3 protein-coding genes and 1 pseudogene are annotated in these 3314 nt (G+C 68.7%); all 4 read left to right on the plus strand.

Annotated features, from left to right (window positions below):
• Positions 1-275, plus strand: a pseudogene (locus U9980_RS24025) (hypothetical protein); the annotation flags it as partial.
• Positions 276-307: 32 nt separating this feature from the next.
• On the plus strand, positions 308-733 hold the full coding sequence (locus U9980_RS24030) for a phage tail protein (RefSeq protein WP_322753273.1): 426 nt from the start codon (positions 308-310) through the stop codon (positions 731-733).
• A gap of 29 nt (positions 734-762) precedes the next feature.
• A complete protein-coding gene (locus U9980_RS24035; RefSeq protein ID WP_322770010.1) occupies positions 763-1437 on the plus strand; it encodes a LysM peptidoglycan-binding domain-containing protein in 675 nt (224 codons plus the stop codon).
• 4 nt (positions 1438-1441) lie between these two features.
• Positions 1442-3184: a VgrG-related protein gene (locus tag U9980_RS24040; protein WP_322770011.1), complete on the plus strand. Its 1743-nt coding sequence runs from the start codon at positions 1442-1444 to the stop codon at positions 3182-3184.
• The last annotated feature ends 130 nt before the right edge of the window (positions 3185-3314 follow it).

Genomic DNA, 3314 nt, shown 5'->3' on the forward strand with positions numbered 1-3314 from the left:
CCGCAGTCCCCGGCGTGACTGCGGCGCCACATCGTGGGCAGCCGATCGTCAGGTCCAGCGACGTGGTTGTCGCACGGCAGGTGGATGTTGCCGTGCTACCGGCACCGGCACCGGCACCGGCCACCCTCTCCGCAGCGGGGAGCGGCGAGTCCGCGTCACCGCAGATCGATCTGCCCGCCCTGGTGGACGAGCTGTACGAACGCATCACCCGTCGGCTCCGGGCCGACCTACTTGCTGACCGTGAGCGTCGCGGTCTGCTCGCCGATCCCGCCTGACCAGCCTGATCTCGCATACCAGGAGCCAACCCGTGTCCGAGCCCGCGAACAGCCTCCGCTTCGATGTCGTGATTGATGGTGTCGATCTCGGCGCGTTCACCGCGATCGAGGGGCTGGAGGCCAGTTACGAGGTGAAAACCTACGACGAGGGCGGCGAGAACGGGTTCCAGCACCAGCTGCTCGGGCGCGTCCACTATCAGAACCTCAAACTCACCCGTCCGGTCGACGGGTCGACCAAGGGTCTGAGCGGGTGGTTCAGCTCGTTCCGGCGGGAGGGCAGCGGTCGGCCGGCGGTCGCGACGATCGTAGCCTTCAACGACAACCGGGAGCCGGTCGCGGAGTGGACGATGATGGGTGTGTGCCCCGTTCGCTACAGCGGACCCCACCTGTCAACGGACCAGGCAAAGGTCGCCACCGAAACGCTCGAACTCGCCCACCAGGGGTTTCTGGCCCAGTGATTACCAACTGGTGACCTAAGGGGGTCGCGATGGAGTTTGCAAAGGCATATCTGTGTGAGCGTGACCACCCGGGGACGAGGGTCACCTTCCACTTCAACCCGTCGACGGTACGGATGGCCAAACGCGCGGAGTTCCACCGCGAGCCGGTCCAGGCGGCCCGGGATTCGGCCCGCCCGCACTATCGCGGCCCAGGTGAGGTGGAGATGCAGTTCAGCCTGCTGCTGGACGCGAGCGCACGGCCGGGGCACAGCGTCATGGTCGAGATACAGCAGTTCATGGACTGGACGAACCCGACCGAGGACTCCCGCAACGGGCCGTCGCCGAGCCCACCCGAGCTGCTGTTCAACTGGGGTGGTTTCGCGGTCGGCCTGGACCGTAAGTTCGTCGGCCATCTCACCAGCGTCGAGGCCAATTGCGTGCTGTTCAGCCGGTCCGGGGCACCGATCCGGGCCGAGGTGTCGCTAGGGATGAAGGCGACCCCGCAGCCGGTAGCCGGGACCAACCCGACGTCCGGGGCGCGCGCCGCCCGGCGTTCCCATGAGATAACGCTGGGCGACACACTTGCCGGCATCGCCTACCGGACCTACGGCGACGCCGCATGCTGGCGGGCGCTGGCCGAGGTCAACGGCGTTGATGATCCGATGCGGCTGCCGATCGGGCGGCACCTGCTGCTGCCCGCCCGGGCCGACCTGGACCGGCGGTGAGACGGTGCCACCCGAGAACACCTACGGGGCACTGCCCGCCCTCTACCTCGATGGTCGCCGGGTACCCCTTGATGTCGCCGAGTGCGTCCGCACAGTGGTGGTGAACAGTGACCTGGCCGCGCCGGACTCCTGTCGGCTCGTTCTCGACGACCCGGGGCGGGAGATGCTCACCCGGGCCGGTTTCGAATTCCGGGCGGCACTGCGGGTCGCTGCGGTCCGTCCTGGTGATACCGCGGAGCAGACCCTGTTCGAGGGCACGATCTACAGCCTCGGCTTCGAGTATGACGAGCGGGGCGCCACCGCCACCGCGGTCGGCTATGACAGCTCGTACGCGTTGTTCAACGGTGTGCACACGGCAACCTACGCCAATGTCACCGATTCCGATCTGGTCCGACGGATAGCCACCGAGGTGGGGATCGCGACCGGGACGATCCAGGCGACGTCCGTCGTACACGATCATGTAGGTCAGGTGAACGAGACCCACTGGGAGTTCCTTGGCCGGCGTGCCCGCGAGATCGACCGCCAGCTGCTCATCCGCGCGGGAAAGCTGGATTTCGTCCGGCCGACCGACGCGGGCGACGGTCCGCAGCCGGGCAACTATGACAGTCAGGACAGGCTCGCGCTGACGCCGGGTGGCAACCTGGAGGTGTTCTGCGCTCGGGTCACGGCAGCCCAGCAGGTCGCCGAGGTGGAGGTTCGCGGCTGGGACGACCGCAACAAGCGGGAACTGGTGGCCACGGCACCGGCGCGCACCCGCGCGGCGCAGGTCCGCGACGCGCCGGGCGACCTCGCCTCGGGTGGTTCCGGCGCTGGTGGTTCCGGTGGTACGGCGGCCCGGCACGTCACCGTGTCGCTGCCCCTGGCGACCCAGGCGGAATGCGACGCGGCGGCGCAGGCCGCGGCGGAACGGATCGCGAGCACCAGCCTGGCTGCCGAGGGAGTCGCGCACGGCGACCCTCGGTTGCTGGCTGGGGTGGCGGTGAGTGTCGGACAGACCGGCGGTCGCCTCGACGGCAGGTTCACGCTCTCCCATGCCGAGCATGTGTTCGGGAGATCGGGTTACCGGACCCGGTTCACCGCGAGCGGATCACACGACCGTTCGCTGCTGGGGCTCACCTCGGCGCCGCGGCCACGCCGTCCGGGCATCGCCGGTGCCGTGCCCGCCGTCGTCACGAACATCACCGATCCCGAGCACCGCGGCCGGGTGCGGGTGAAGTTGCCGTGGCTGTCCGGGGACTATGAATCCGACTGGGCGCGGGTGGCGATGCCCGGCGCCGGTCCCGATCGTGGGTTGCTGGTGCTGCCGGAGGTCGACGACGAGGTTCTCGTCATCTTCGAGCAGGGTGACCCGCGCCGCCCGTTCGTCATCGGTGGCTTCTACAACGGGGTGGACCCGCCGCCGTTCGACGGCGGCGTCGACGGCGCGGCCGGCCAGGTGGTCCGCCGGGGGCTGCGCAGCCGCAAGGGTCACGAGATCGTCGTGAGCGACGCCGACGGTGCCGAACGGATCGAGATTGCGACCAGCGGCGGCCGGGTCCGGATTCTGCTGGACCACGACGGGGGTGGCCTGACGGTGGAGACCGAGGCGGATGTGACCGTTCGGGCCAAGGGAAAGCTGAGCGTGTCGGCCGACGGCGATCTGGACATCTCTGCGCGCGGCAAGGGCTCGATCTCCGCGGATGCGGGCCTGACGCTGCGTAGCAGCGCGGATGTGACCGTGCAGGGTGCTGTGATCAAACTTAACTGACCGGAACTGTCCGGGTGGGAACTGCTCGCAGATTGATCGGATGGAAGGGAGACCGCAGGTGGGAGCCGCGGCCGTCATCGCCGGTGACCAGGTCATCGGTTTCTGTGCGATTCACCAGGTTCCGAGCCCG

It is taken from the genome of Protofrankia sp. Cr1, from assembly GCF_963555865.1.
GTDB lineage: Bacteria > Actinomycetota > Actinomycetes > Frankiales > Frankiaceae > Protofrankia.